Origin of the sequence: Streptomyces coryli, assembly GCF_011044975.1 — a bacterium.
GTDB lineage: Bacteria > Actinomycetota > Actinomycetes > Streptomycetales > Streptomycetaceae > Streptomyces > Streptomyces coryli.
On sequence record NZ_JAAKZV010000407.1, the window covers coordinates 1 to 4266 of the forward strand.

Below are 4266 nucleotides of genomic sequence, written 5' to 3' on the forward strand. Positions count from 1 at the left end.
CGGCCGAGGTGGCCGGCTCCGCCGCTGCACCCACCCGGGACATCAGCGGGCGGGGGGTGGGAATCAGCCGCGCTTCGGGTACGGCCACGCATTCGGCTTGCAGGTGGCGCCGTCCGTGCTGAGGAATTTGGTCTGCTGCATCATCACCGGTGCGAGTGCGCCGTCCTTGTTGCAGCCGACGTGACCCCAGCCCAGCCGGTGCCCGACCTCGTGGTTGATCAGCATCTGCCGGTACGCGTGGATGCGGTCGCCGTACGTCTTCGCGCCCTGGGCCCAGCGATACGCGTTGATCATGACGCGCTCGGTGGACGCCGAGTCGCAGGAGACGTTCTGGGCGACGGTGTCCAGACCCGACTTGGCGCACCACTTCCCGGTGGTCCCGGGGCTGGCCAGGGTGATGACGAAGGCGGACTTCCCGGACGACACCCGCTCGAAGGTGCGCTCGCCGGTACCGCCCCAACTCCGCTTGTCGTTCAGCGTCTTCTGCACCGCGTCGGCGAAGAGCCGCGGGTCGAGACCCATGCCCTCCTCGACATCGACGCGGTAGCGGATCACCTTGCCCTTGCCGGGCGCCTTCGCCGCGCCCGGCACGGCCTTGAGATGTCCGCCGCCCTGCAGATCGGCGGCGAGCGGATAGGTCTGGCCCATCTTCTGGCCGTACGTCACGGCCGCCTGCTTCGCCGGCGCCTTCGGCGTCGCCCGGCCGTCGGAACGGGAGGCGTCGTCCGTCTTCGGCCGCTCCGCCTTACCGGCCCGCGCCTGCGGCTCGCCCCCCTCGTCCCCGGTGGCCTGCATCGCTATCGCGCCGCCGATCGCACAGGCCACGACCGCGGCGGCGATGCCGGTGGCGTAGCGCCCGCGATTACGGGGCTTGGGCCCCTCCAGGCGGTCCAGCAGCGGCGGCTCGTCGTCGTCGGCCGGAGCCGGCCGGGCGACTGCCTCGCCCCGGTGCGGCCAGTCGTCCCAGCCGTCGCGCGGCCGGCGCAGCGGCATGGTGGCGCCGGGGCCGTAACCCGGGTCGTTCGGGGCGGCCCCCCGCGCGGGGCGGCGCCGGGGGTCGTAACCGGGATCGTCGAAGGCGGCGACATAGTCGGAGCGCGGCCCAGGCACGGGCCCTGAATAGCCGCCGTAGCCGCCACGCGACCAGGCGTCGTCCGGGTGCCCGGGGTGCCCACCGCGTACGGGAGGGTGCGACCCGGTGTCGTGGATGGCGTGCGACCCGGTGTCGTAGACAGCGTGCGACCCGGTGTCGTAGACAGGATGCGACCCCGTGTCATACACGGCATGCGACCCCGTGTCGTACACGGGATGTGCCCCCGTGTCATACGTCCCGGACCGCGCCGCGCTGTCATGCGCGGCCTGGCTCAGCGCCTCGCCCGGCAGCAGTCCGCCCGCGCCCAGCAGTGGATCGCGGGCGCGGGGTATGCCGCCGCCGGCATCGTCGGCGCCGGGGCCGTCGCCGGACCCCTTCTGCCGCCGCCTGGTGCCCGCGCTATGCCTGCCCACGTCCTAGCTCAACTCCCCACCCGGCTGCTTCCGGACTCGCTTGTGCCTTCCGCCTCCGTCAGCGTCTCACCGTCCGCTTCCGTTTCCCCCGCCCCGTCGAGCAATTCGCTGAACGCACGCGCCACTATGGCCGGATATTCCATCATCGCGACATGTCCGGCCTCCGGCAGGAACAGCAGCCGGGAGTCCGGGAAGGTGCGGGCAGCCTTGCGCGCCATCCGCGGCGCCACCAGCTGATCGCGGCCACCGTAGACCAGCAGCGTGGGCGCCAGCACCCGCTGCGCCTGCCGCCAGAGGCTGTGCTGCCCGGTGAGCGTGTACGCGCTGACGACGCCGCGGGCGGAGCGCTCCATGGCGTCCCAGTGGTACGGGAGGGTCTTGCGGTACTCCGCCTCGCGCAGCGACGCCTCGTACACGTCGGAGGTGACCCGGCGGGTGTCCCCGTAGCAGAGATGGAGCACGCCGTTGACGTACTGGGCGACGCTCCACTGGCTCGTATAGCGGGCCCACAGCCCCGAGACGCCCGGCATCGCGAGCAGCGCGGTGGGCACGGCGGAGCGCTGCGGGCGGCGCTCCGGGAGCGCCGGGGAGACGAGGGTGAGGGTGCGCACCAGGTCGGGCCGGAGGGCGGCGACGCGGGTGGTGACAGCCCCGCCCATGGAATTGCCGAAGAGGTGCACAGGCCCGCGCCCGCTGTGCTCGATATAGCGGATGACGGCGCGCGCATGCCCGGCGATCGAGTAGTCGCCGTCGTCAGGCGGCGGCGAGTGCCCGAAGCCCGGCAGGTCGATGGCCTCGCCGTCGACGCGGCCGGCGAGCTGGTCGGCGAGGGCGGTCCAGTTGAAGGAGGAGCCGCCGAGTCCGTGTACATAGAGCGCGGGCGGCAACCCGTCCCTTGACGGAAGACGTCGGCGGACCTGCAGCGTGTACCCCGGCAGGGCGGCCTTGCGCTCGGCCGTGACACCGGCCTGCTCGCCCGCCGGCCGGGCAGGGGGCACCTCCGGCACGCCGCGCGCGGCGGGGCCACTGGCGGACGTGTCCGTTACGGGGGGCTCGGTCGACGGCATGGGGCAATGTTACGCAACGGTCACGCCGTGGTTCGTGTGTTCGGCGTCACAGATCACCTCGCGGCTTTTGACGGGCTCTCTTACGCTCGTATGGAGGACATCGTCCGCATGTACGCCCGTATCTGCCGATGGTGACCGGCGCCCCAGAGAGGGGAGGAAGTCATGCCCGCATTTCCCGCAGACCCGCAGGAACCCGAGACCTTCGAGGACTCCTTCGAGGAATCCCTGGAGGCCCCCGAGGCCGACTCCGCCGAGCAGCACACCGATCTGCAGCAGCGCCAGGACTCCCCGGCGACCGAGCGCGGCGACCAGGCGAACCCCGCGGACGTGGCGGAACAGGCGCGTGTGGTGGCGCTGAACGAGGACGATTACCGCGACTCGGGCGACGAGGGGGACGCAGAGTAGCGCTGGGACTCCGGCGACGTAAGCAAGTTCGAATTACCCGTGATCTCGGCTTCCCTCGCCGGTGGCCCTCGTGAAATCCTGCGCCTTGCATGGGCACGTCTGGTTACTCAAAAGTACGATGGCGTGACGCGGCGCAGAAAGGCTCGCGCCGAAGGAGCACAACCCGGGAGGCAACGCGGTGGCAGCCATCGAGCAGAGCGAGGCACGACCGCGGAGCGCCCGGCTTCCCCGCCGGGCACGGCGGAACCAGCTTCTGGGCGCCGCCCAGGAAGTCTTCGTGGCGCAGGGCTACCACTCGGCCGCGATGGACGACATCGCCGACCGCGCCGGGGTCAGCAAGCCGGTGCTCTACCAGCACTTCCCCGGCAAGCTCGAGCTCTACCTGGCCCTGCTCGACCAGCACTGCGACGCCCTGCTGGCGGCCGTACGCGAGGCGCTCGCCTCGACGACGGACAACAAGCAGCGGGTGGCCGCCACGATGTCGGCGTATTTCGCCTACGTCGAGGACGAGGGCGGCGCCTTCCGCCTCGTCTTCGAGTCCGACCTGACCAACGAGCCGGCGGTCCGCCAGCGCGTCGACCAGGTCAGCCTGGACTGCGCGAAGGCGGTCAGCGAGGTCATCGCCGAGGACACCGACCTGCCGGAGAACGAGGCGATGCTGCTGGGCGTCGGCCTGTGCGGCATGGCCCAGATCACCGCGCGCTACTGGCTCGGCTCCGGCCAGAAGATCCCCCGCGACGCGGCGGCGAAGCTGATGAGCTCGCTGTCGTGGCGGGGGATCGCGGGGTTCCCGATGCACGGGCCTGATCACCACTGATCCGGCTGTCTGTGTGCGTGATACGGCTGCCTGAGCGCGGCTAATACGGGCGGCCCGCGGCCGTTGTTCGCTGCGGGCGTGACCGTTGCCGACCACCGGCGGCCCGCCCCGGGTTACTGTGTGCAGCGTATTCAGGCATAACGCAGTACTCAGTACTACGCACTCTCGGAGGGACATGTCCGTGGAGGTCAAGATCGGCGTGCAGCACGCGCCCCGCGAGATCGCTCTGGAGAGCGGGCAGTCCGCCGAGGACGTCGAGAAGACGGTCGCCGAGGCGCTCAGCGGCAAGATCGAACTGCTGACCCTGGTCGACGACCGGGGCCGCAAGGTCATCGTGCCGGCGGACCGGATCGCCTACGTCGAGATCGGCGCGCCGGCGGCGCGGAAGGTCGGCTTCGGCGCGATCTGAGCTCGCGCTCGGCTCGCAGTTTTTTGTGACGGCGGCGGCCGCCGGTCTTCCCGACCGGCGGC

At 71.3% G+C, this 4266-nt stretch carries 5 protein-coding genes; 3 read left to right on the plus strand and 2 right to left on the minus strand.

All coding sequences use genetic code 11. The annotated features are described in order from the left end of the window. Positions 1-63 precede the first annotated feature (63 nt). Together G5C51_RS40215 and G5C51_RS40220 are read right to left on the minus strand one after the other, a co-directional pair. Positions 64-1506 carry a DUF3152 domain-containing protein gene (locus G5C51_RS40215; RefSeq protein WP_338118492.1) on the minus strand — a complete coding sequence of 481 codons (1443 nt, stop codon included), beginning with the start codon at positions 1504-1506 and terminating at the stop codon, positions 64-66. A gap of 8 nt (positions 1507-1514) precedes the next feature. Further along, the gene (locus tag G5C51_RS40220) at positions 1515-2573 is read right to left on the minus strand and encodes an alpha/beta hydrolase (protein ID WP_165245611.1); all 1059 of its coding nucleotides are present in this window, start codon (positions 2571-2573) and stop codon (positions 1515-1517) included. Between the two features lie 162 nt (positions 2574-2735). Between G5C51_RS40220 and G5C51_RS40225 the strand changes: the two genes are divergently transcribed. From G5C51_RS40225 to G5C51_RS40235, 3 genes are all read left to right on the plus strand, one after another. Beyond that, entirely contained in the window at positions 2736-2978 is a 243-nt protein-coding gene (locus G5C51_RS40225; RefSeq protein WP_165245613.1) for a hypothetical protein, read from the plus strand. A 178-nt stretch (positions 2979-3156) separates the two neighbouring features. Then, positions 3157-3795, plus strand: a complete 639-nt coding sequence (locus tag G5C51_RS40230) for a TetR family transcriptional regulator (protein ID WP_165245615.1) — start codon at positions 3157-3159, stop codon at positions 3793-3795. A gap of 181 nt (positions 3796-3976) precedes the next feature. Beyond that, positions 3977-4204, plus strand: a complete 228-nt coding sequence (locus G5C51_RS40235) for a DUF3107 domain-containing protein (protein WP_338118493.1) — start codon at positions 3977-3979, stop codon at positions 4202-4204. Positions 4205-4266: the final 62 nt, after the last annotated feature.

Coding starts and splice junctions, on each gene's coding strand:
- G5C51_RS40220 (WP_165245611.1), bottom strand. CDS start 2,573: ATGCCGTCGACCGAGCCCCCCGTAACGGACACGTCCGCCAGTGGCCCC.
- G5C51_RS40225 (WP_165245613.1), top strand. CDS start 2,736: ATGCCCGCATTTCCCGCAGACCCGCAGGAACCCGAGACCTTCGAGGAC.